The sequence below is a fragment of the Salinibacterium sp. SWN139 genome, assembly GCF_015864625.1.
Lineage (GTDB): Bacteria > Actinomycetota > Actinomycetes > Actinomycetales > Microbacteriaceae > Rhodoglobus.
The window spans coordinates 429125-450699 of the sequence record NZ_JADYWV010000003.1; the positions used below are offsets into that span (position 1 = coordinate 429125).

Below are 21575 nucleotides of genomic sequence, written 5' to 3' on the forward strand. Positions count from 1 at the left end.
AGCCTAGCGGTTAGCAGTTCGGATCGGCGCTGGGAACTTCGCCCCTGAGGAGAAAGTCCTCTACCGCTGTATTGACGCACTCATTCGACTTGTTATACGCCGTGTGACCTTCACCGTTGTAAGTAATTAGGTGACCCGAGTCGAGGTTTTCGGCAACGGTTTGTGCCCACATGTACGGCGTCGCCGGGTCATTCGTCGTGCCAATCACCAGCATGTCGGCAGCACCGGGAGCAGCAATCGCCACGCGCTCTCGCTTCGCTTCCACCGGCCAGTTAGCGCAACCGGGGTCGCCATACGACATCTGCGGGCCAAACACCGGAGCCGCGGCGGCAAGCTCGGCAGCCTGCGCACGCATGCTCTCGTTATCGGCTGGCTCGCGGGCATCCAAGCAATTGATCGCGATGAAAGCTTCTGTCTGGTTTTCGGCGTAGGTGCCGTCAGCGCTGCGGCCGTTGTAGTTGTCGGCCAAATCGAAAGCGATGGTGGCGTCGCCCCTCATTACCGAGTCGAAAAGCTGGCGAAGGTAGGCCCAGTTATCTTGGCTGTAGAGCGGCAGGATGATGGCTGTGAACATGGTTGCACTGCCCAATTTGCGCCCGTCAGCGTTCGTGAGCGGGCTCTTATCGAGGCGGTCGAGCAACGTGCGGATGGTCGTGCGCGACTGCTCGACAGATCCCGTGAACGGGCAATCGCTCGCGCCGGCACAGTCAGCCAAGAACGCATCAAGCGCGCCCTCGAAACCCTCTGCTTGAGCCTTGGTAGTTTCGAATTCGGATGCCGCGGGGTCGACCGCGCCGTCGAGAACGAGCCGCCCCGTCTTTTCCGGGAACAACTCCGCATAGACCTGGCCGAGCAACGTTCCGTAGGAGTAGCCCAAATAGTTCAGCGTCTCATCGCCGAGAGCGGCACGCAGCATGTCGAGATCGCGGGCAGCACTCGGGGTGTCAACGAAGCCCAATAGCTCGCCCGTCTCCTCGCTACAGCGCTGGGCAAACTGGGCGGAGGCATCAGTGGCGGCAGCAATCCATTCGTCGCTGCCCTTCTCCCCCGGCGTGATCCCGTAAATATAGTCATCAAGCTCGGCAGGGTCGGAGTAACACGACACCGCCGTCGAACGGTTCACCCCACGAGGATCAAAACCAACAACGTCAAACTGCGATTGGAGGGCCTCACTGGTGGCGTAATCCACACTGTCGGCGATGAAATCGAAACCAGAACCGCCAGGGCCACCCGGGTTGACGAGCAAAGAACCGATGCGGTCATTGCCTTGAGCAACTTGACGCACAAGGGCCAACTCGATCGTGTCACCCTCGGGATTCTCCCAATCCACCGGCGCAATCGCCATAGCGCACTGCAGATCGTCTCCACAGCTCGCCCACTCCAGCACCTGCTGATAAAACTTTGTCAGATTCGGCGCAACGGCTTCTTCCGTCGGCGTCGATGTTGTGCTGGATTCCGACGGAACAAACCACGAAACACAGCCACTCAGTGTCAGCGAGACCGCCAGCGCGACCGATGTGAGGCCAACGAGGCGTGCAGAGCGGTGCCTCATGCCCCGCGTCCCGATACAGCGACCTTCACGAGCATCGCCTCAAGGGCGAGTGCCGGAGCAACGTTGCTTTCGATGCGACGGCGCGCTTCAGCGATACCGTCCATGATGGCGAGCGTCGCTGGCGCTGTTGTGCGGTTCGCCACCGCCGTGAGGTTATTGACAATGCTGAGGTTAATGAGTTCTCCCGGGGCACCAATTTGGGTCAACAAAATGTCGCGGTAGAGCGACAGCAAGTCGACCATGATGCGGTCAATACCGTCGCGCAAACTTCGAGTCGCACGACGCTTCTGGTCTTCTTCGAGATTCTTGAGCTGCACCCGCAGCGCCGGCGGAATAGTGCCGCCGGGAGCAACACCGAGCGAGCGAAGCGCGGACTCGCGTTCGTGGGCGTCCTTCTCCTCGGTGAGGGCGGTGGCATCCGCCTTCGACAACTCGAGCAAGAGAGTGGCGGCGATCACAGCGTCCGACACCGTGCGGATGTTGAGCACGGTGGTCAGTGCCTGTTCGCGTCGTTCGCGGGCCTCCGCATTGGTCGCAAGACGGTGTGCCATGCCGATGTGGCTTTGTGCTTCTCGTGCCGCGCGCAAGGCGATGTCGGGTGCAACGCCATCGCGATCTTGCAGCAGTTGGGCAACATCCTCGATCGCGGGCGTGCGGAGACGAACGCTGCGCACGCGGGAACGGATGGTGGGAATGAGGTCGGCTTCGCTGGGCGCGCACAGAATCCAGACCGTGCGTGGCGGCGGCTCTTCTAGGGCTTTGAGCAGAACGTTGGAGGTGCGCTCGACCATGCGGTCGGCATCCTCAATAATCATGACCCGGTAGTGGCCGACCGACGGCGAGAACTGCGACGAGGCCACCAGCTTGCGCACCTCGTCGATGGAGATGATGACGCGTTCGGTGCTCAGCACGCCAAGGTCGGGATGGGTGCGAGCAACAACCTGTTTGTAGACCGACTCTTCGGTTTCGTCGCCGCGCGTGCCGAGCAGGGCGGCAGCGAAAGCGTAGGCGATATTAGAGCGGCCAGATCCGGGCGGGCCCGTGATCAACCACGAGTGCGTCATCGACGACTGTTCTGAGCTGCCCAACGCCGATGACGAGGCCGCAGCCTCAAGAACGGCGATCGCTTCAGCTTGGCCCGTCAGGCCCTCCCACAACGACATGCGCTCAGTCTAGGCGGGTTGCGGGAGGTGGTTCTGAATGCGCTCACGGATCGTGCCAGCGATCTCATCGACGCCGCGGGCGGCATCCACCACAAGGATTCGCTCGGGCTCCTTCGCCGCGCGTTCCAGGAAGGCGTCGCGAACGCGGGTGTGGAATTCTTGCTTCTCAGCTTCGAGCCTGTCGTAGCGAGTGCGAGCGTTGTCGAGGCGCTTGCGACTGTCGGCAGGATCGAGATCGAGCAGCACGGTCACGTCGGGAAGCAAGTTCTGCGTCGCCCACAGCGAGAGGTCACGCACCTCGTCGGACCCGAGCACTCGACCGGCACCCTGGTAGGCCTCGGAAGAGTCGATGTAGCGATCCTGAACAACGATCTCACCGCGCTCAAGGGCTGGACGCACCAGCGTTGCGATGTGGTGGGCACGGTCGGCGGCGTAGATGAGCGCTTCGGCACGCGGGTCCATCTCGCCCCGGCGGTGCAATACGATTTCGCGCAACTCTAAGCCCAAATCAGTGCCACCGGGTTCGCGAGTTACAACAACCGTGTGGCCGGCTTCTTCGAGCCACTTCACGAGAAGCTGTGACTGCGTGGTCTTACCAACGCCGTCCCCGCCCTCGAGCGTGATGAACAGTCCGGGCACGCTACTCTGCTTCAGTAGCGGCGGCGGTGGTGGCCTTGGGCGCAGCAGGCTTTTTCGCCGCCGGCTTCTTGGCCGCAGTCGTCTTAGCTGCTGTGGTCTTCGCGGCAGTCGTCTTCGCCGCAGGCTTCTTCGCCGCAGGCTTCTTCGCCGCAGGCTTCTTCGCAGCCGGCTTCTTGGCGGCAGGCTTCTTGGCGGCTGGTTTCTTCGCGGCAGGCTTCTTCGCAGCCGTCTTGCGCTTGACCGGTCCCTTGGCTCGCTTGTCGGCCAACAGCTGAACGGCACGCTCGAAGTCGACATCTTCGACGGTCTCGCCGCGCGGGATGGTGGCGTTAGTGGTGCCGTCGGTTACGTACGCACCGAAGCGGCCATCCTTGATCTTGATCGGCTTTTCGCTCACGGGGTCAGCATCGAACTCTTTGAGAGCACTGGATGCTGCGCGGTTGCCGTACTTGGGCTGGGCGTAGAGCTCTACGGCACCGGCGACGTCGATGTCGAAAATGAGGTCTTCGCTCGTGAGCGAACGAGTTTCGACACCCTTCTTGAGATAGGGGCCGTAGCGTCCGTTTTGCGCGGTGATTTCGACGCCCGTTTCAGGGTCGAGACCAACGACGCGGGGCAGGCTGAGCAGCTTGAGCGCGGTGTCGAGGTCGATCGCGTCAAGTTCCATCGTCTTGAAAATGGATGCAGTGCGCGGCTTCACGACGGCAGCCTTCTTAGGCTTCTTGGCCTTCTTCACTTCGCCGGTCTTAGGATCGATCTCTTCGACGGGCTCCGGAACGGGCTCAGGTTCTGGCTCGAGCTCGGTGACGTAGGGGCCGAACCGGCCATCTTTCGCCACGATCTCTTTGCCGTTCTCCGGGTTGACGCCGATGACGCGGTCGCCGATAACGGGTGCTTCGATGAGTTCGATCGCCTTGGCGAGCGTGAGTTCATCGGGCGCAAGAGCTTCGGGAATGTTGACGCGGCGCGGCTTCTCCGGGTCGTCACTGGGAGTCTCGAGGTACGGGCCGTATTTTCCAATGCGCAGGGTCACGTCATCCGACAGCTTCATCGAGTTGATTTCCTTGGCATCGATCTCGCCGAGGTTGTCGATGACGGTGCGCAGGCCGCGGTACTTGTCGTCACCGAAGTAGAACGACTGCAGCCACTCCACGCGGTTCTGGGTGCCGCCCGCGATGCGGTCGAGGTCGTCTTCCATGCCTGCGGTGAAGTCATACTGCACGAGGTCGCCGAAGTACTCTTCGAGCAAACGGATCACGGAGAACGCAATCCAGTTGGGCACGAGGGCCTGGCCGCGAGGAGTGATGTAGCCGCGGTCGATGATCGTGGAGATGATCGACGCGTACGTCGACGGGCGACCGATGCCGAGTTCTTCTAGCTTCTTGACGAGGCTGGCTTCGGTGTAACGCGGCGGCGGGCTGGTCTCGTGGCCCTTCGCTTCGACGTCGAGAAGTGTGAGCGTCTGGCCTTCCTTGAGCGGAGGCAGTTTCGCTTCTTTGGGCTCAGCGGTGGCGTTGCGCTCTTCGTCTTGGCCTTCTTCGTAGGCCTGCATGAAACCGCGGAAGGTGATGATGGTTCCGCTGGCCGAGAATTCGGCAACGGGAGCTTCACCGGCAGCGATCGTGATGGATGCCGTTGACCCCTTAGCGTCAGCCATCTGCGAGGCGACGGTGCGCTTCCAGATCAGTTCGTAGAGCTTGAAGTCGTTGCCGCGCAGCGTCGACTGCAGTTCGCTTGGCGTGCGGAAGGTATCTCCCGAGGGGCGAATAGCTTCGTGGGCCTCTTGAGCGTTCTTGCTCTTGCTGGCGTAGACGCGGGGCTTGTCGGGCACAGCGTCTGCACCGTAGAGGGCAACGGCTTGGGTGCGAGCGGCGGTGATGGCCTGCTGCGAGAGCGACGAGGAATCGGTTCGCATATAGGTGATGTAACCGTTTTCGTACAGCGACTGCGCAACGCTCATCGTCTGGCGAGCGGAGTAACGCAGCTTGCGCCCGGCCTCCTGCTGCAGCGTTGAGGTGGTGAACGGTGCTGCGGGGCGGCGCGTGTATGGCTTGGTCTCGACCGTTTTTACGGTGATGGTGGTGCTCGGCATCCGCAGGGCATCTGCGAGCGTTTGAGCGGCCTTTTCGTCGAGGGCCACGGCGTCACCCTTGAGGTTTCCGCGGTCATCGAAGTCACGGCCGGCGGCAACACGCTTGCCGTCGAGGCGCACGAGCTTGGATTCGAAACCGTTGGTTTCGCTGTCTGGCGAGAGCTGGGCGATGAGGTCCCAGTAGTTGGCAGTGATGAAGGCGAGCCGTTCGCGCTCGCGCTCGACAACGAGGCGGGTCGCGGCGGACTGCACGCGGCCAGCGGAAAGACCGGGGCCGACTTTGCGCCAGAGCACGGGAGAGATTTCGTAGCCGTAGAGGCGGTCGAGGATGCGGCGGGTTTCCTGAGCGTCAACGAGCGCGGTGTCGACGTCACGGGTGTTGTTGATAGCCGCTTCGATGGCGTCTTCGGTGATTTCGTGGAACACCATGCGCTTCACGGGAACCTTGGGCTTCAACACCTGCAGGAGGTGCCACGCGATGGCCTCACCTTCGCGGTCCTCATCAGTTGCGAGGAAGAGTTCGTTAGCGCCGCTGAGCGCTTTCTTCAGTTCGGCGACGGTTTTCTTTTTGGCGTCAGAGACGACGTAGTAGGGCTCGAAGCCGTTATCGACGTCGACAGAGAACTTGCCGAGCGAACCCTTTTTGAGCTCGGGCGGCAGGTTGCGAGGCTCGACGAGGTCACGAATGTGACCGACGGAGGAGAGCACGTCGTAGTCGTCACCGAGGTACTTGGCTATCGTCTTGGCCTTGGTGGGCGACTCGACAATGACAAGTTTTTTGGTGCCAGACACGGGACTCCTTGGATGATGACGCACTTGACCGGTGGCAGCGCCACTATCAGCGACACAATACACACACCGACCGCTCAGTTGCCTAATCCGCCCTGGTTGGGGGTGGGCCTGCTGTAGCGCTCGTTGTGACCAGTATGCCGAGGATGCGGCGACTAGCGGTAACTGTCACGATACGCCCATCAACCACACAGTCCTCTATAAGGGAGTTATTAGCACTCGCGAGCCGCTCGGCGTTGGCACACGGGTAGCCAGCAACAAGTCCACTCGCGGTGTCTGCTGCGGCGAGCGCGGCAGCGTCCGTTGCCCCGGCGAGCGCATGCCTCACGCTGAGCGCCCAATAGAGAGGGATGACGAGCGCAGTGACGGCGAGAACTGTCGCGATGAGGCCGACCATCAGGATGGTGCCCGAGCCTCGTTCGTCGTTCAGCGGGCGACTCGCAGCACCCGCCGTAACCCCAGCTCCCGCCTGCAACTTGGCCATCATTGGCCTCCCGCGAGAGCGCAGCTGGTTGCACTGAGCGTGATTGGAAGCAGCCCGAGCAGTGCGTTGCGCGCGGGGGCGCTCACGGTGGCGCACACGAGGTCGTCGCGGTGATGGGAACTGAGTCGTGCTGACGCGACCAGAGCGGATGCGGTGGCCGCGACCGTGCCGGAGCTTTCGTCGCGGGCGAGGCTGCGTGCTGACGCGGCTGCCGCATCCTGTAACTGGATTTGCAGCCCGGCGAGTTGCACCCCGCTGAGGCAGCACACGAGAACGAGAGCGACGGCGGGCAACGCCAACGCAAACTCTGCGGTGACGCTGCCACGCTCGTTGATCGCTGCTCCTGCTCGGTTACGCCGGGATCGAGAGCGCACTGCGCACAAGGTCGGTGAGCATGCCGCGCACCTCTCCGGAACGAAGAATCACGACGAGCAGTCCGGCGAAACCGACTGCGGCCAGGGTGGTGATGGCGTACTCGGCGGTTGCTGCGCCTCTCTCGGACTTGAGCCGGGTGCGGACAATCGAGCCCATCCGGCGCGCACGTAGCGACAGCTCCAGATCGCCACCGAACCGGTGCCGGCGGGAACACCCGGGTTCGAGAGCGGGCAAGGGAACAAGGTGTGGATCATTCATGAGGTACTCCTTGGTGCGCTGTTGCGCAGTCTGCGGCCGAGTGACTCCAGCCTGCCGAGCGCGAGAGTCATACAACCCAGCGCGGTCCAATATGTGGAACATCGCTAGAACCCGGCAACGGTGGATGAGATGACCGCAACCATGAGCGGCAGCACTCCGAGCACCATGAAGGCCGGGAGCACGCACAGCCCGAGCGGGAGCATGAGCCGCACCGAGAGCGCTGCGGCACCAGCACGAGCATCCGCGTCGGCCGTCAGCCGCACCTCGTCAGCTTCGGCTCGCAAGAGTTCGGCGGCGGGCACCCCGGCCTCCTGCGAGAGCCGCAGCACCTCGTCGAGATGAGAGCCGTCGTCGGGCAGGCCGAAGCGTTCAAGGGCCTGCGTCACGACTGCCCGAGCCTGCACGAGTGAACCACCACCTGAGACCGCAACGGCCATCAGCTCGCACTCAAGACCGGGTGCTGCGTGCGTGGGCGTCGCCGACCGTACAAGCCTGATGTTCCACCTCACAGCGATCACGATCAGCCCGCCGCCGACCACGAGACAACCCCACCCGATCGGCGTTGTGAAGAGCACCCCGAGGGTGTCAAAACCCAGCAGCGCTCCAAAGATGAGTCCGACGGCGGGCAATGCCAAGACCATGCGCGCTGTGGCGACGGGGGCAGCGAGGGCGGTGGCCACTTCGCGCTGGATGTGCACGAGCATCCGCAGCGCTCGCGCATGAGTGCGTAACGCAGCGGCCAGCGGCGCACCAACCTGCCCAGCAACGAACCAGGCGGCGGCAAGCGAGTTCCATGCTTGCCGATCCAACGCTGGCAGCCCGGCGGATGCCCGTGAAATGCGTTCCGGGGCCCCTCCCGCATCGCTACCTTCCACCGCCACCGCCGTCGCAACGCCCCCCTCGGCTCGGCCGCGCGCCACGTGCTGCCAGGCCGAAGTGGGAGACAGCCCGGCGTGCAGCAGCACGGCGAGCCGTTGGGTGACACTGGCGACGTCGGGCAGTTGCGATGGCGGGCGTTTCATGCGATTTCGGCGATCGCGAGGCGGTCGTTGTCGTCGAGCACGAGCCGGCCGAGGTGGGTGAGGCGTCGGCGGCCGTCAACGCGATCCACGTGCAGCACGGCACCAATGGCGCTGACGGCTTGGCGTGCGATGGCGGTCGCGTCTAATCCGGCGAGCGCCCCTAACGCTTCGAGCCTGCTTGGTACGTCTTTCAGCGAGTTAGCGTGCAGGGTTCCTGCGCCTCCGTCGTGGCCGGTGTTAAGCGCGCTCAGGAGTTCGCGGATTTCAGCGCCCCGACATTCACCAACGACAAGCCGGTCGGGCCGCATCCGCAACGCTTCCCGCACGAGCGCGGGCAGCCCGTAGCCGCCGGCACCTTCGAGGTTCGCTTGCCGTGCCTCGAGCGATACAAAGTGCGGGTGTTCGACCCGCAGCTCCGCGACATCCTCAATGGCGACAATGCGTTCGGTGTCGGATGCCGCCGCCAACAGTGCGCCAAGAAACGTGGTTTTTCCGGCTCCTGATGCGCCCGAGATGAGCACATTCTCCCGCCCGTCGATGAGGGCTTTCACTCGTTGCAGCGGCACCTCGTTGAAGAATCCTGCGAAGTCGAGTTCTGCCAACCCGAATGGTTCTCGGCTCGGCACGCGAATGGAGAGCAGCGTGCCGGTGGCGGAGATGGGAGGGAGAACAGCGTGTACGCGCACCCCACCGGCGAGCCGAACATCCACGCAGGGTGTCGCTTCGTCGACGTGACGTCCGCCGAGGTTGATGAGGCGAATGGCGAGCGCGCGCAGGTCAGCTTCGGTCATGCCTACGTCGCCAACAAATTCAAGCCCTCCGCCGCGGTCGATCCAGACATTCTGGGCGCCATTGACGAACACGTCGGTGGTGTTCGGACGCCCAACGTAGGGGGCTAATGGGCCGAACTCGTGGAGTGCCCGCGTCATTGCATCCCCGGGGGCCACCCCAGAGCCGCGGCCAGCGCCGCCCCCCACTCCAGGAACGCCCCGCGCCTGTGCACTGGCGGTAGGGGTGGCCTCAGCTGTAAACCGTCGCCGAGCAACGAAAGGAACAATGTCGGGGTGCGAAGGAGTCGTAGTCACAGGGCAACATTAAGGAGACTCCGACTGCAGTTTCGGCGGCACAACCGCACTAGTGCCGAACGGCGACTCCGCGACTTTGTTGGGGAGAAGTGCGCAGGAAAACGAGTCAGCGATAGGCCGAAACGAGCTCAGCCCGGTTCGAGACCCCCGCCTTGCGCAGCAGGTTCGCCACATGAAACTTCACCGTGTTCTCGCTGATGGACAGCGAGAGCGCGATGGCTTTATTGCGAGCACCCGAGGCAACCAGTTCCAAGACCTCGGCTTCCCGTTGAGTGATCTGCCACTGCACGCTGGGCGAGCGATCAAGTCCTTCAGCACTCAGGGGCAAGACCACCGAAATTTCGGAGCCCCATCCTGCAGTGCCATTCACACTCAACCGACCACGAAGAGCAGCCGCCCTTTCAACAAGCTGCCGCACCGCGGGGTCTTCGACCGCCAACTCGCCAGGCCCGTCATCGCGAATCCCAATCAGCAGATTCTCGCCGTCGCAATCCCACTCCACCCGCAACCGAGCGACTCCCGGTTGGTCAACGAGTGCAAGCACAGCGCCCCGAACGATCGCTCGGCCAGCGTGGGCGACTTCGCCCGGCAATGCGCGACCGTTAGCGGGTGGTTCCACAAATTGCACGTCAAGGCCTCCAAACCGGGCCAAGGGCCGCAGGTCTGCTTTGAGGCGTTCGAAAGCGCGCGCAACCGGCTCCTCGGCCAAACTGCGATCCCGATCAGACACTGCCCGCAGATTGACCATAGCCGTAGCGGCCAGCTCGGTGGCTTCTTGGCGCGCAGTCTCATCCGACGCACTACGGGAGCGCAACGTCGCAAGAATTTGTTCCAGAGTCGTGGAGTGCGCATCGGTGAGATCGGCAATGACCTGGGCACGGTCCTGCGACGCCATCCGCGAATCCCGAAGATAGTCGGGGCTTGCAACGGCGACTTGCTGCTGGATGCTCACCGCCACCAATCGCCACAGTGACGCGATCGTCGCCAACGCTTGTTCCTGCGATTGCCCACCAGTCACGATCACCGGATCGGTGAGGACGAGCAGCGAACCGGTCGGCGCAATCCATACCGCTGCGGGACGCTCGTGGCGGGCAACTACCGCCGTGATTGCCCACACCGGATGCCCGATGCCCGACACTGTCTCCCGCACGGCGTCGAGTTCGGCGATGCTCACGTGATTGGTGATCGAAGGATCCCCCGCTTTCTTCTGAGGGCGCCCGGTGCAGTCTTCCGTGAATATCAATAGAGAGCTGTGCGCCACCATGGGCGCAAGCACCGCAGAAAAGGCGCTCGCAATCTGAAGTAGAGAACGTGAAACCACCGAATGGGCGGCATCGAGGAGGTCAAGGGAACTGGCGTTACTGAGAGCAGTCACTCCCCCATTTTACGCACGACCTACCCTTTCGGATAGGGAGAACCGGCCAAAAGGTGGGCGGTCTGCTGCCTAAACGGGTGGCACAGTGAAGTAATGGCCAGCAACGACACCACTACGGTTTCCTCCGCAATCGAACTTGTTCTCGCAGAAAATACCCGCATCAGCACCGCAATCGCTCGCGACGAATCCGGGGCAGTGCGATCAGCACTCGACCTGCTCAGCACCGCATCCCGAGTGTTCGTGCTCGGCTCCGGCCGCTCCGGACTAGCCCTGCGGATGCTCGCGATGCGCCTCATGCACGCGGGCCTCACCGTGCACGTCGTTGGCGAGGTAACCACCCCCGCAATAGCTGCTGGAGATGTTCTGCTCGCAGCAAGCGGCTCGGGAACGACCGCCGGCATCATCCGCTCAGCAACGACTGCGGAGGAGGTTGGCGCTCAGGTCATCGCCGTCACCACGGCAGCGGATTCGCCTCTGGCGCAGCTCGCACAGGTCGTCGTGATTATCCCCGCCGCACAGAAACAAGACCACGGACACTCTCGCTCGGCTCAATACTCCGGCGGACTGTTCGAGCAATCGTTGCTGCTGCTTGGCGACGCACTCTTCCACGTCCTCTGGCAAGAGTCCGGCGCGACCGCCGAAGAGCTGTGGCCGCGGCACGCCAACCTCGAGTAGCAGCACCCCCTTCTGCCCCTTCTCCCCGACTCCCCCGTCGGCCGATTCCCCTCGGCCAACTCCCCCTAAAGAAAGAGAACTCAATGAAGCTTCAAGTAGCAATGGATGTACTCACCACAGAAGCCGCCCTCACGCTGGCCGGCCAGGTTGCTGAGTATGTCGACATCATCGAATTGGGCACACCGCTCATTAAGCACGAAGGTCTCAGCGCCGTGCGCGCCATCAAGGACGCGCACCCCGACAAGATGGTCTTCGCCGACCTGAAGACGATGGATGCCGGAGAGCTCGAAGCCGACATCGCATTCTCTGCGGGCGCCGACTACGTCACCGTCCTGGGCACCGCCGGAGACAGCACCATCGTCGGCGCCGTGAAGGCGGCGAAAGCCCACAAGAAGGGCATCGTGGTTGACCTCATCGGCGTAGCTGACAAGGTCACTCGCGCGAAGGAGGTCACCGCTCTTGGTGCCGTTTTCGTCGAGATGCATGCAGGGCTCGATGAGCAGGCGGAGCCCGGATTCACCTTCGAGACTCTGCTCAATGACGGTGAGACCGCGAGGGTTCCGTTCTCGGTCGCTGGCGGCATCAACGCTTCCACAATCGCAGCAGTGCAGCGTGCCGGCGCAACCGTTGCCGTTGCCGGGAGCTCGATTTATAGCGCAGCCGACCCAGCGGCAGCAGCAGCCGCCCTGAAGGCGGCAATCGTCTAGTGAGCAGCGCTGCCTAGAGAGCGAAAACGAGGGGGTGCCTACCGGCATCCCCTCGTTCTTTAAGCACACGAGCGCGCCACGACGCACCCGCTGACGACTAGTCCTGTGCGACAGTGATGGTGACGTCGATGTTGCCGCGAGTGGCGTTGGAGTAGGGGCAGATCTGGTGGGCGGCATCCGCCAGTGCCTGAGCCTGGTCGTGCTCGAGGTCAGGGATTACGACCTCGAGATCAACAGCGAGTTTGAATCCACCGCCGTCGATCGGCAGAAGGTGCACAGCACTGCCGACGGAGGAGTGGTCGATGGCGACTTTCTCATTTCGGGCAACAAGCTGCAACGCGGAGTGGAAGCACGCGGCATAACCGGCCGCGAAGAGCTCTTCGGGGTTGCCACCGTTGCCCGAGCCCCCCATCGACTGCGGCACAGCCAAGTCGAGGTCGACGGAGCCGGATGTCGTAGCGACGTGGCCGTTGCGGCCAGCGCCAGTTGAGAGAGCCTGTGCGGTGTAGAGAGCTTCCATTAGTTCTGCCTTTCAATGACATGAGCTCCAGCAGCGGTTGCTGCGGAGAGGTTGGTGGTGACGTCGTGAAGAGTGGTCAGCGTCGAGGTAAATTCGGGGAGAGTAATGCCGGTGGCCTCGGCGATGCAGCCGGGAATGTGAGTCAGTTCCGCGCGGAGCTCGAGCCCGGCGGCAGTGAGCGACACCATCACGCGCCGTTCGTCAGAAGCCGATCGTGAGCGCATGACAAATCCGCGGTCTTCCAGCCGCCGAATCAGCGGCGAGGTGGTGCCGAGGTCGAGCATGAGGCTTTCCGCGAGGCCACTCACTGTCGACGACCGACGTTCCCACAAGAGAATCAGAACCAAATATTGCGGGTAGGTCAGCCCCCACGGCGCCAAAAGCGCGGTGTAGCGACGATTCGTCGCCCGGGCGGCCGCATAAAGACCGAAGCACAACATGGTGTCGAGGGCGGATGGAGCCAATTCTGTCTCAGTCTGTTCGTCATCCATTCAAAAAGCTTTGCACACAAATAAATTGTGCACAAAGCAATATGGCGAACTGTCAGCAAGCTGGATGCCAGCGACAGCCAAGCCGTCTGAGGGCCACGATTGCTAAGGAAGTAGGTCTCTATCGCACTTGCGTAGAGACCAGCCTTGGCCGAGCTACGGGTCTGTAGGTGGCCGCCGAAATATGCCTGCGCATCTGTCTTTTAAAGAGAGAGGGGCGGCGCCCAGTGGGGGGAAAGGGCGCCGCCACAGCGGCCGACGATTGGGGGGAATCGTATTGGCCACTTGCTGAACTTGCGCCCAGCGACTTTCAGTGTAACGCAACGGTGTGGGCGTGCAACGGAGGTTCTAGAATCGGTGGAATACTTTCAGAAAGCACGTGGTCAAGAAATGCAATCACAGGATCGAAGAGGATCAAATGCCTAGTAATTCCATTGACAGTCTTCTGCACGAATCACGCCGTTTTGCCCCGTCAGAGGCCTTTTCTGCGGCTTCCGAGGCAAGCGCCGACCTCTATACCTCAGCCAAAGAAGATCGCGTTGAGTTTTGGGCCGACAAGGCCCGTGAATACGTGCACTGGCACAAGCCGTTCACAGAAACACTCGATTGGTCTACCCCTCCCTTTGCGAAGTGGTTTGCCGACGGAGAACTCAACGTGGCGTACAACTGCCTCGACCGCCACGTGCTCGCGGGCAACGGTGACCGCGTCGCCATCCATTGGGAAGGCGAGCCCGGCGACAGCCGCAGCATCACCTACGCCGAACTAACCGCAGAGGTGAAGCGCGCCGCTAACGCCATGGCTGCCCTCGGCGTCGGCCAGGGTGACGTTGTCGCCATCTACATGCCGCTCGTTCCCGAGGCCGTCATCGCGATGCTCGCCACAGTTCGCCTCGGAGCCGCTCACTCCGTTGTCTTCGGCGGCTTCAGCGCCGAGAGCCTGCGCAGCCGCATCGACGACGCGAGCGCGAAGCTTGTCGTCACCGCCGATGGCGGCTGGCGCAAGGGCAAAGTCTTTCCCCTCAAAGCAGCAGTGGATACCGCCCTCGCCAACGGCGAATCCAGCGTCACGAATGTTTTGGTCGTCAAGCGCGGCGACAACGATGTCGAGTGGACCGAGGGTCGCGACCTGTGGTGGCGCGAACAGATTGAGGCAGCGGAGCCTGAGCACGAGGCGCAGGGCTTCCCTGCCGAGAACCCTCTCTTTGTGCTCTACACTTCGGGCACAACGGGCAAGCCCAAGGGCATCCTGCACACCAGCGGCGGCTACCTGACTCAGGCTGCATTCACTCACAAGAACGTGTTCGATCTGAAGCCAGAGACCGATGTGTACTGGTGCACCGCCGACGTGGGGTGGATCACGGGTCACACGTATGTCACCTATGGTCCGCTTGCGAACGGTGCAACGCAGGTGCTCTACGAGGGCACACCCGATAGCCCCAACCCGGGCCGCTGGTGGGAGATCATCCAGAAGTTTGGGGTGAGCATTTTCTACACGGCGCCCACCGCCATCCGTTCGTTCATGAAGGCCGGTCGTCAAATCCCCGAGCAGTTCGACCTGAGCTCGATTCGCGTGCTCGGTTCGGTGGGCGAGCCCATCAACCCTGAAGCGTGGATTTGGTACCGCGATGTAATCGGTGCGGGCACCGCCCCCATTGTTGACACGTGGTGGCAGACCGAAACCGGCGCCATCATGATCTCCGCCCTGCCGGGGCTCACGACGCTGAAGCCGGGCTCGGCACAGGTGCCGATTCCGGGCATCAAGATTGACATCCTCGGTGAAGATGGCACGCGCGTTGATCCACCCAACGGTGGGCTGCTCGTGGTCTCCGAACCGTGGCCTGCCATGTTGCGCGGCATCTGGGGTGACCCCGAGCGCTTCAAGGAAACCTACTGGTCGAAGTTCCCGCAGCTCGATGGCGAACAGTACTTCGCTGGCGATGGTGCCCACGTCGACGAAGATGGCGACATCTGGCTGCTCGGCCGCGTGGATGACGTCATGAACGTCTCCGGCCACCGCCTCTCGACCACCGAAATCGAGTCCGCTCTCGTCTCCAACCCGATCGTGGCGGAAGCCGCTGTGGTCGGAGCCGCTGACGAAGCGACCGGTCAGGCCGTAGTCGCGTTTGTAATTCTCAAGTCGAACCAAGAGCACGCTCAAACTGCCGCCGAAGCGAGCGCCCTGTTGCGTCAGCACGTTGCGAAGGAGATCGGGGCGATCGCTCGCCCCCGTGAAATCTTCATCGTCGCGGAGCTACCCAAGACCCGCTCGGGCAAGATCATGCGACGACTGCTTCAGGATGTCGCGGAGGGTCGCGAGATCGGTGACACCACCACCCTCGCCGACACCACCGTGATGCAGATCATCTCCGACAAGCTCAACTAGCTCTCCGAGCAACGACGAAGGCCGGGCCCATAATGGGACCCGGCCTTCGTTGCGTTACAAGCGCGTTTTCGCTACTCCGCGCGCTCCTTGAGCAAGCGAATAGCGGTGTCGATGTCGCTGAACGGTACGCGCTCGTTGCCCACGATTTGGTACGGTTCGTGACCCTTGCCCTGCAAGAGCACCACGTCATCCGGATTCGCTGCATCAATCGCATAAGCGATGGCGGTCGTGCGGTCGCGAATTTCCACTACCCGCTCCGGGTGTTCGAATCCGGCGCGAATGTGGTCCACAATCTGGTCGCCATCTTCGTTGTGCACATCGTCGTCGGTGACCACGATTACGTCAGAGGCTTCTTCAACGATGCGAGCCATCACCGGGCGCTTGCCGGGATCACGGTCGCCCGTTGCACCAAAGACCGTCACGATACGGGTGTGGCCCGAATCCCGCAGAGCCGTGACTGCCTGACGCACCGCATCGGGAGTGTGGCCGGCATCCACTACAACCAACGGCAGCTGGTCGTTTTCGCGGATGCGGGTCATCCGCCCCAGCACCGGCTCGAGCGGCGCCAATACCTCAGCGATCGCACGTGGCTCGGTACCTTGGGCCCACAGCACAGTGGCGCACGTGAGCAAGTTGTCCACATTGAAGCGTCCGATGAGACCGCTGGAGACGTGATGGCTTTCGCCCTCGATCACGAGATCGAACTCGAGACCCTCGGTGGTGAGCTTCACGTTATCGGCACGAACACTCGCTTCAGCATGGCCGTGGGAGGTCATGCCAATCGCGCGCACGCCCGCAGGGATCGTGTGATGGAAGTGATTCTCGGCAGCCGCATCATCAAGATTCAGCAGAGCCGTCTGGATGCCCGGTAGCGTGAAGATCTTTGCCTTCTGCGCCGCATATTCCTCCATCGACCCGTGGTAGTCGAGGTGATCGCGCGTGAAGTTCGTGAACGCCACAATGTCGAACGCAACGCCATCTACTCGGCGTTGCTCGAGCGCGTGAGAGCTGACCTCCATAGCCACGTTCGTGACGCCGGCACGGTGGAAGTCATCCAAGAACTGGTGCACCGCCGTCACTTGCGGAGTTGTCATGCCCATGTTGATGCGGGGCTCGCCCGTAATTCCCGCGCCCAACGTTCCGATCGTTGCCGACGTCATTCCCAGTCGCTGCCACGCTTGCGTCAGCAAGTGAGCCGTCGACGTTTTACCATTCGTGCCTGTAATACCCACCATGGACATCGAGGCAGACGGATGCTCGACAAACGCATCCGCTCGGCCACCGATTACGTCGCGGAGGTTCGCAATCGCGAACACGCGGTCGTCACCGTGGGCGCTCTCGGCCGCCTTCGCGTCCACGAGCACAGCGACAGCACCCTGGGCGAGAGCGGCATCGATGTACGGCAATGCCGACGACGCAGTGGTGCCGATAGCGACAAACACGTCATCTGGCCCAGCCTCTCGACTGTCTTGCACCAGACGACGCGCCTGCAGCGTGACGCCCACGAGCGTAGGATCCCACTCACTCAGATCTAGCGAGCGAAGCGGGGCATTCTCGCCGGCTTGACCGGACTGCCAGACTTCGATCACGCGAACTCGAACACGAACTCGACCTCAACAGGAGAATCGAGCGGCAATACAGCAACACCGACAGCACTACGAGCGTGCTTGCCGATCTCGCCAAAAATCTCAACCAAGAGCTCGGACGCTCCGTTGATTACACCAGGCTGGCCGGTAAAGCTGGGGTCGGATGCCACGAAACCGACAACCTTCACCACGCGCGTGATGCGGTCGAGCGATCCGATCGCACCGCGGGCGGCAGCGAGGCCATTGAGAACACAGGTCTTGGCGTACTCCTGCGCTGCAGCAGCATCCACCTCAGCACCCACCTTGCCTGTGGCCGGAAGTGCACCGTCAACCATCGGGAGCTGGCCCGAGGTGTACACGAGGTTCCCGGACACCATTGCTGGCAAATAGGAGGCAAGTGGCTTTGAACTTTCTGGGACCGTCAGGCCCAGCTCTGCGAGCCGCTGGTCAAGCTGTGACATTACTTATTCTCTTCCTTGATGCGTTTGAAATAAGCGACCGGGCCCCCTTCAGGGCCAGTACCGACCTGCACAAGCTCCCACCCTTCGGATCCCCAATTATTGAGAATCGCGGTGGAATTGTGCACCATCAGTGGTGTTGTCAAGTACTCCCATTTAGGCATATTTGCGGCTCCCGTTCAGCATGGCGTTATCAATGATCCCCTACTCTTGATCATATGTCTGCCCAAAAAACTCCGCGTCGCGGCATCGCTTCGGCTATTGCCGGATTGATCAGCTTCAGTGTCCTCTCTGGCGTGCTCGTCACAGCCATGGTTGCCCCCGCGCTCGCGGTCACCGGCATCACCGCCACAAGTACTATCGGCATCTTCGATGGACTGCCCGATTACCTCGAAATCGATCAGCAGCCAGAACGAAACGCGATCTACGCGCAGTTCACCGGCAGCGGCAACGTAGACGGCTACTACCAGATCGCCACGATCTACGATCAGAACCGTCAAGAGGTCGGATTCGACGAGATCTCCGAGTACGCCGTTGATGCTGTAGTTGCAGGCGAAGACCGCCGATTCTTCGAGCACGGTGGCGTTGACCTTACCTCGCTCGTGCGTGCCGCCGTGGGTAACTTCGTTTCTTCAGGAATCGAGAGTGGTGCATCCACGCTGACGATGCAGCTCGTCAAGAACACCTACATCTCAGAGGCAGAATCTCTGCCAACCGAAGATGAGCGCTCGGCCGCGTATCTTGCCGCCACGAGTCAGTCCTTCGACCGCAAACTGAAAGAGATGAAGCTCGCAATCGGGCTTGAGAAGCGGTACACGAAGAAGGAAATCCTGACCGCGTACCTCAACATCGCCAACTTCGGCAACGCCACCTACGGCATTCAGGCCGCCGCGCAGCGCTATTACAGCGTTGATGCGAAGGATCTCACCCTCGAGCAGTCTGCAAGCCTGATCGCCATCGTGCAAGAGCCCAGCGTCCGAAACCTGTCGGATCCTGAAAACTATGCAGCCAACCAAGACCGTCGCGACGTTATTCTCACCGCGATGCTCGACGTCGGCTCCATTGATCGAGAGCAATACGACGAAGCCGTCGCCATTCAGGTAGACGAAGAGTCTGTCGATCTCTCCGCACCGAACAACGGTTGCACCTCGGCGTACGAGTATGCCAAGTGGTTCTGCGACTACGTCGTCAAGAGCGTTCCCGACTTCGAGTTCCTCGGCGACACCGTCGACGAGCGCAACGAGAACTGGAAGCAGGGTGGTTACAGCCTCTACACGACCCTCGACCTCGACGCTCAAATTCCCGCCCAGAAAGCCACCTGGACGTACGCGCCCAATGACGAGACTTCGTTCAGTCTGGGAAGCGCCACCTCCACCGTCGAGTCGGGCACCGGGCGAGTGCTCGTGATGGCCGAAAATAAACTCTTCAACGACACCTTCGACGGCGGTGGCATCGAGAGCACCGCTGTGAACTACAACACCAGCTACGACTATGGCGGATCGAGCGGATTCCAACCCGGATCGACCTACAAGGTGTTCACTCTCATCGAGTGGCTCAATCAGGGCAAGGGCATCTACGACCGTCTTGAAGGTACCGCTCGAGACATCCCTGGATCTCAGTTCTTGGATAGCTGCAACGGCCCCTACGGCGGCACCGTGGAGTTCGGCAACAACGCCAACGAATCCGGTATTTACACTGTCGCCGAGGGTACCGCGGAGTCCATCAATGGTGTGTTTTTCTCCATGGCTACCCAACTTGACCTGTGCAACATCCGCAACGTCGCTGCAAGCATGGGCGTTGAGCGCGCCGACGGCGCCGAGCTCGAGAGCTTCCCGTCATCGATCATCGGCACGAACGATGTAACCCCGCTCAGCATGGCGTCGGCATACGCCACGATTGGAGCTGGCGGACTCTGGTGCGAGCCGATCATCATCGACAAGGCAATCAACGCCAGCAACACCGACCTTGGTGGCCAAGAACAAAACTGCCGTCAGGCCATCTCTCCCGAGGTCGCCGCGACCACCGCATATGTACTCACTGAAGTACTGAACCGCGGTAACGCTGCCTACTCCGACCCCAACGATGGCATCCCGATCTTTGGTAAGACGGGAACCACCGACGGCGCTGTCCACACGTGGATGGCCAGCGGAACGACTCGCTACGGCACGGCAACCTGGGTCGGAAATATTTCCGGGTTCCAAAACATCAGCCAGCTCTACTACGCCGGTGTCAACGGTTATCGTCTGCGCCACTACATCACCAAAGCAACGGACACTGCGCTGAACATCAAGTACCCCGGTGGTGCTCTTCCTGAACCCGACTCAAGCCTTCTCACCGGTTCGGGTACCGAGGTTCCTGACCTCTCCCTGCAGTCGCTGGAACAGGCCAAGTCAGTGCTCGTGAGCCTGGGCTTCAGCTTCGCAGATGGCGGTCAAGTCGACTCTGAGCTCCCCGCAGGTCAGGTCGTCAAGACGAATCCTGCAGCAGGCACACAGTCCGCCGCCGGCGTCACCGTCACGGTCTACACCAGTAAGGGCAACAAGGTGGAGGTACCCGATGCCGTCGGGGACGGTGAGTCGAATGACTTTGCCACCGCCCAGGGCATCCTCAGCGGCTCTGGATTCTCGAACGTGAGCCAGTCCTGCGAGGAAGTACCGCCAGGTGATCCGAGCGACGGAATGGTAACAGCCTCCAGCCCGTCGGCAGGCTCCTACACAAAGACGAGCACCACGATCACGCTCACCGTCGCGCAGTCAACGCCGTGTCCGTAGGCAGACGTCTCTCCCCCGCAGCTACCGCACTCGGTGCGGTAGCTGCGGTAGGGGTCGCCGCGTTCGCGTGGGGCTCGCTGGTGGAACGCAATGCGTTCACTGTTCGACACGAGATCCTTCCGATCCTCGACCCGAGTGCGCGCGACATTACCGTGCTGCACATCTCCGATTTGCACATGGCTCCGTGGCAAACCCGCAAGCAGAACTGGGTTCGCGAGTTAGCGCTGTATGAGCCCGATCTGGTCATCAACACTGGCGACAACCTGGGCCACCGCGACGGCATCATGGGCATCAAGCGCGCCTTCGAGCCTTTCGCCGGCGTTCCCGGAGTCTTCGTGCACGGCTCGAACGACTACTACGGCCCCCAATTCAAAAACCCGTTTACCTATTTCACCGGGCCGTCCTCAGGACATCGCCCCGTCGAACACCTCGACACAGATGCGTTGAATGAGTACTTCGAAGACGAACTCGGCTGGCTCTCGCTCAATAACCACGCGCGGGCGATCGAGATGCGCGGGTCACGGCTCGAACTTTTCGGCACGGCAGATGCGCATCGCGGCTGGGAGCGCCTCGATCGGCTTCCCGCCAATGTCGAAGAAATGCGCGAAAACGTGGGCTGGGCGGATGACCCCCACGGCCCCGAAACCGTAGCGCTCGGCGTAACGCATGCCCCCTACCGTCGCGTGCTCGATGCCCTCGTCACTAACGGTGCTGACGCCATCTTCGCTGGACACACCCACGGAGGCCAAGTTCGGGTGCCTGGCATGCCTGCCCTCGTGACTAATTGCGACATCCCTCGCGAGCAGGCAAGCGGCCTCAGCATCTGGCACCACTTGCGTCGTGCTGCGTTCCTCAACGTCAGCGCGGGCCTCGGAACGTCGATTTATGCGCCCGTTCGCTTCGCTTGCAAACCAGAAGCGGTGATAGTGACTCTCACCGCCGGAGATATCGGCTATTCTTGATGTATCGGTTGCGCAAGCGACCGATGATCGGGGTGTGGCGCAGCTTGGTAGCGCGCTTCGTTCGGGACGAAGAGGTCGTGGGTTCAAATCCCGCTACCCCGACAAACCACTGGCTCTGAGCCGCAGAATTGCAAGTCTCAGACAGTTCACTAATCGCTCTCCTTCGGGAGGGCGATTTGTGTATGGTCACT

Annotated in this window: 19 protein-coding genes and 1 tRNA gene; 6 read left to right on the top strand and 14 right to left on the bottom strand. The window is 61.9% G+C overall.

The window, feature by feature from the left end; genetic code table 11:
• Positions 1-10: 10 nt before the first annotated feature.
• The 10 genes from I6E74_RS11970 to I6E74_RS14780 all read right to left on the bottom strand — a co-directional run bounded on the left by I6E74_RS11970 (position 11) and on the right by I6E74_RS14780 (position 10834).
• On the bottom strand, positions 11-1552 hold the full coding sequence (locus I6E74_RS11970) for an alpha/beta hydrolase (RefSeq protein ID WP_197125949.1): 1542 nt from the start codon (positions 1550-1552) through the stop codon (positions 11-13).
• Complete coding sequence (locus I6E74_RS11975; RefSeq protein ID WP_197125951.1) at positions 1549-2715, bottom strand: DNA polymerase III subunit delta'; 1167 nt, start codon at positions 2713-2715, stop codon at positions 1549-1551. The genes I6E74_RS11970 and I6E74_RS11975 overlap by 4 nt, the downstream gene beginning before the upstream one ends.
• Positions 2716-2724: 9 nt before the next feature.
• Positions 2725-3354, bottom strand: a complete 630-nt coding sequence (gene tmk, locus I6E74_RS11980) for a dTMP kinase (RefSeq protein ID WP_197125953.1) — start codon at positions 3352-3354, stop codon at positions 2725-2727.
• Position 3355: 1 nt separating this feature from the next.
• Complete coding sequence (topA, locus tag I6E74_RS11985) at positions 3356-6238, bottom strand: type I DNA topoisomerase (RefSeq protein WP_197125956.1); 2883 nt, start codon at positions 6236-6238, stop codon at positions 3356-3358.
• A gap of 82 nt (positions 6239-6320) precedes the next feature.
• Complete coding sequence (locus tag I6E74_RS11990) at positions 6321-6722, bottom strand: Rv3654c family TadE-like protein (RefSeq protein WP_231604992.1); 402 nt, start codon at positions 6720-6722, stop codon at positions 6321-6323.
• Positions 6719-7093: a TadE family type IV pilus minor pilin gene (locus tag I6E74_RS11995; RefSeq protein ID WP_307784467.1), complete on the bottom strand. Its 375-nt coding sequence runs from the start codon at positions 7091-7093 to the stop codon at positions 6719-6721. Before I6E74_RS11995 ends, I6E74_RS11990 begins: the two co-directional genes overlap by 4 nt.
• Positions 7071-7352 carry a DUF4244 domain-containing protein gene (locus I6E74_RS14480; RefSeq protein ID WP_231604993.1) on the bottom strand — a complete coding sequence of 94 codons (282 nt, stop codon included), beginning with the start codon at positions 7350-7352 and terminating at the stop codon, positions 7071-7073. Before I6E74_RS14480 ends, I6E74_RS11995 begins: the two co-directional genes overlap by 23 nt.
• Positions 7353-7456: 104 nt before the next feature.
• Positions 7457-8374 carry a type II secretion system F family protein gene (locus tag I6E74_RS12005; protein ID WP_197125965.1) on the bottom strand — a complete coding sequence of 306 codons (918 nt, stop codon included), beginning with the start codon at positions 8372-8374 and terminating at the stop codon, positions 7457-7459.
• Entirely contained in the window at positions 8371-9459 is a 1089-nt protein-coding gene (locus tag I6E74_RS12010; protein ID WP_197125968.1) for a TadA family conjugal transfer-associated ATPase, read from the bottom strand. The genes I6E74_RS12005 and I6E74_RS12010 overlap by 4 nt, the downstream gene beginning before the upstream one ends.
• Before the next feature lie 106 nt (positions 9460-9565).
• The gene (locus I6E74_RS14780) at positions 9566-10834 is read right to left on the bottom strand and encodes a response regulator transcription factor family protein (RefSeq protein ID WP_197125971.1); all 1269 of its coding nucleotides are present in this window, start codon (positions 10832-10834) and stop codon (positions 9566-9568) included.
• 93 nt (positions 10835-10927) lie between these two features.
• Between I6E74_RS14780 and hxlB the strand changes: the two genes are divergently transcribed.
• Positions 10928-11509: a 6-phospho-3-hexuloisomerase gene (hxlB, locus tag I6E74_RS12020; protein ID WP_197125973.1), complete on the top strand. Its 582-nt coding sequence runs from the start codon at positions 10928-10930 to the stop codon at positions 11507-11509.
• 83 nt (positions 11510-11592) lie between these two features.
• The gene (gene hxlA / locus I6E74_RS12025) at positions 11593-12216 is read left to right on the top strand and encodes a 3-hexulose-6-phosphate synthase (protein WP_197125975.1); all 624 of its coding nucleotides are present in this window, start codon (positions 11593-11595) and stop codon (positions 12214-12216) included.
• Positions 12217-12313: 97 nt separating this feature from the next.
• Here the strand turns inward: hxlA and I6E74_RS12030 are convergent, their stop codons facing one another.
• Complete coding sequence (locus tag I6E74_RS12030; RefSeq protein WP_197125977.1) at positions 12314-12736, bottom strand: Ohr family peroxiredoxin; 423 nt, start codon at positions 12734-12736, stop codon at positions 12314-12316.
• Positions 12736-13227, bottom strand: coding sequence for a MarR family winged helix-turn-helix transcriptional regulator (locus I6E74_RS12035; protein WP_197125979.1), 492 nt, complete (start codon positions 13225-13227; stop codon positions 12736-12738). The genes I6E74_RS12030 and I6E74_RS12035 overlap by 1 nt, the downstream gene beginning before the upstream one ends.
• Before the next feature lie 415 nt (positions 13228-13642).
• On the opposite strand from I6E74_RS12035, the gene acs reads away from it, so the two are divergent.
• On the top strand, positions 13643-15607 hold the full coding sequence (gene acs, locus I6E74_RS12040; protein WP_197125981.1) for an acetate--CoA ligase: 1965 nt from the start codon (positions 13643-13645) through the stop codon (positions 15605-15607).
• A gap of 71 nt (positions 15608-15678) precedes the next feature.
• Here the strand turns inward: acs and I6E74_RS12045 are convergent, their stop codons facing one another.
• A complete protein-coding gene (locus I6E74_RS12045) occupies positions 15679-17196 on the bottom strand; it encodes a UDP-N-acetylmuramoyl-L-alanyl-D-glutamate--2,6-diaminopimelate ligase (protein ID WP_197125983.1) in 1518 nt (505 codons plus the stop codon).
• Positions 17193-17654 carry a RidA family protein gene (locus I6E74_RS12050; RefSeq protein WP_197125985.1) on the bottom strand — a complete coding sequence of 154 codons (462 nt, stop codon included), beginning with the start codon at positions 17652-17654 and terminating at the stop codon, positions 17193-17195. Before I6E74_RS12050 ends, I6E74_RS12045 begins: the two co-directional genes overlap by 4 nt.
• Positions 17655-17869: 215 nt before the next feature.
• Between I6E74_RS12050 and I6E74_RS12055 the strand changes: the two genes are divergently transcribed.
• The 3 genes from I6E74_RS12055 (at position 17870) to I6E74_RS12065 (ending at position 21486) form a co-directional block, all read left to right on the top strand.
• Entirely contained in the window at positions 17870-20422 is a 2553-nt protein-coding gene (locus tag I6E74_RS12055; RefSeq protein WP_197125994.1) for a transglycosylase domain-containing protein, read from the top strand.
• Positions 20413-21384 carry a metallophosphoesterase gene (locus tag I6E74_RS12060; RefSeq protein ID WP_197125996.1) on the top strand — a complete coding sequence of 324 codons (972 nt, stop codon included), beginning with the start codon at positions 20413-20415 and terminating at the stop codon, positions 21382-21384. Before I6E74_RS12055 ends, I6E74_RS12060 begins: the two co-directional genes overlap by 10 nt.
• Positions 21385-21412: 28 nt before the next feature.
• Positions 21413-21486, top strand: a tRNA-Pro gene (locus tag I6E74_RS12065).
• The last annotated feature ends 89 nt before the right edge of the window (positions 21487-21575 follow it).

Coding starts and splice junctions, on each gene's coding strand:
- hxlB (WP_197125973.1), top strand. CDS start 10,928: ATGGCCAGCAACGACACCACTACGGTTTCCTCCGCAATCGAACTTGTT.
- I6E74_RS12030 (WP_197125977.1), bottom strand. CDS start 12,736: ATGGAAGCTCTCTACACCGCACAGGCTCTCTCAACTGGCGCTGGCCGC.
- I6E74_RS11970 (WP_197125949.1), bottom strand. CDS start 1,552: ATGAGGCACCGCTCTGCACGCCTCGTTGGCCTCACATCGGTCGCGCTG.
- I6E74_RS11975 (WP_197125951.1), bottom strand. CDS start 2,715: ATGTCGTTGTGGGAGGGCCTGACGGGCCAAGCTGAAGCGATCGCCGTT.
- I6E74_RS12050 (WP_197125985.1), bottom strand. CDS start 17,654: ATGTCACAGCTTGACCAGCGGCTCGCAGAGCTGGGCCTGACGGTCCCA.
- acs (WP_197125981.1), top strand. CDS start 13,643: ATGCCTAGTAATTCCATTGACAGTCTTCTGCACGAATCACGCCGTTTT.
- hxlA (WP_197125975.1), top strand. CDS start 11,593: ATGAAGCTTCAAGTAGCAATGGATGTACTCACCACAGAAGCCGCCCTC.
- I6E74_RS11990 (WP_231604992.1), bottom strand. CDS start 6,722: ATGATGGCCAAGTTGCAGGCGGGAGCTGGGGTTACGGCGGGTGCTGCG.
- I6E74_RS12035 (WP_197125979.1), bottom strand. CDS start 13,227: ATGGATGACGAACAGACTGAGACAGAATTGGCTCCATCCGCCCTCGAC.
- I6E74_RS12055 (WP_197125994.1), top strand. CDS start 17,870: ATGTCTGCCCAAAAAACTCCGCGTCGCGGCATCGCTTCGGCTATTGCC.
- I6E74_RS12005 (WP_197125965.1), bottom strand. CDS start 8,374: ATGAAACGCCCGCCATCGCAACTGCCCGACGTCGCCAGTGTCACCCAA.
- I6E74_RS14480 (WP_231604993.1), bottom strand. CDS start 7,352: ATGAATGATCCACACCTTGTTCCCTTGCCCGCTCTCGAACCCGGGTGT.